Origin of the sequence: Methanoregula sp., from assembly GCF_049510175.1 — an archaeon.
Classification (GTDB): domain Archaea; phylum Halobacteriota; class Methanomicrobia; order Methanomicrobiales; family Methanospirillaceae; genus Methanoregula.
This window is the reverse complement of sequence record NZ_JBEKZF010000041.1, coordinates 1-1028: the sequence shown is the minus strand read 5'-3', so window position 1 is coordinate 1028 and position 1028 is coordinate 1. Positions and strand designations below refer to the sequence as shown.

Here is a 1028-nt window from a genome sequence, read left to right as displayed (position 1 = left end):
ACGGCACTAAACTTGGTGGACAGCCCGGCGAGTACCCTACCGTATTGGCCGCCTCGATCTTCTACAACAAGCACGAGATCGTGCTCGATGACAAGACGGGAAAGATCGACAAACCGAAGGCAGAGGCGTTATGGAACCGGTGTCAGGAACTCTCTGATGCAACCGGTATTCCGCATTTCATCCAGATCCTTGCGGAATTTCCAGAAGCGTTCGAGAGCTACATCAGCTGGTTCGATAAAATCGACAACAAGACCGCTTTCCTGATGGACTCGTCAGTACCCAAGGCGCTGGCACATGCCTGCAAATATGTAACTGATGTCGGGCTTGCCCACCGTGCGATCTATAACTCGATCAACGGTTCGATCCAGGCGGAGAACATGGAGGCACTCAAGAACAGTGACGTAGACGCGGCAATTGTTCTTGCCTTTAACCCGGCTGACCCATCCGTTCCCGGCAGGGAAAAAGTCCTTGCTCAAGGAGGCGTTGCAGGTCAGACGAAGGGAATGCTGCAGATTGCCGAAGAGTGCGGGATCAAACGCCCGATTCTTGACACAGCAGCAACCCCGCTCGGTCTCGGATCAGGAAGTGCATACCGTGAGATCCTTGCCTGCAAGGCCATCCACGGTTACCCGACCGGGGGTGCGTACCACAACATGACGGTTGCGTGGACCTGGCTCAAACGCTGGAAAGGGACCAGCAAAACACCCTCAGTTCTGGCAGCAGGGTACAAGGGTAAGGATCTCCTCCTCGAGCAGATGTCACACCATTACCTCGGTGGGATAGAGGGTATCAAGCAGGCAGCATGGTCCGCCCCCGATATCGGCTGTAACATGATCGCCAGCACGCTCGGTGCAAACCTTATCATGTACGGTCCTATCGAAAATGTAGAAGCAATGATCACCGCACAGGCCTACACGGATATCGTAATACTTGAGGCAATGCGACCCCTTGGTATCGATGTGAAGGCAGATAACCACCCCATCTTTAAACTCATCTAATCCGTGGTTAACACGGTAATCTCTTTTTTT

General features: G+C 53.3%; 1 protein-coding gene. It reads left to right on the top strand.

Annotated features, from left to right (window positions below):
• On the top strand, positions 1-998 hold a 998-nt coding region (gene mtrH, locus ABSG49_RS12270; RefSeq protein WP_424026420.1), incomplete at its 5' end, for a tetrahydromethanopterin S-methyltransferase subunit H.
• Positions 999-1028: the final 30 nt, after the last annotated feature.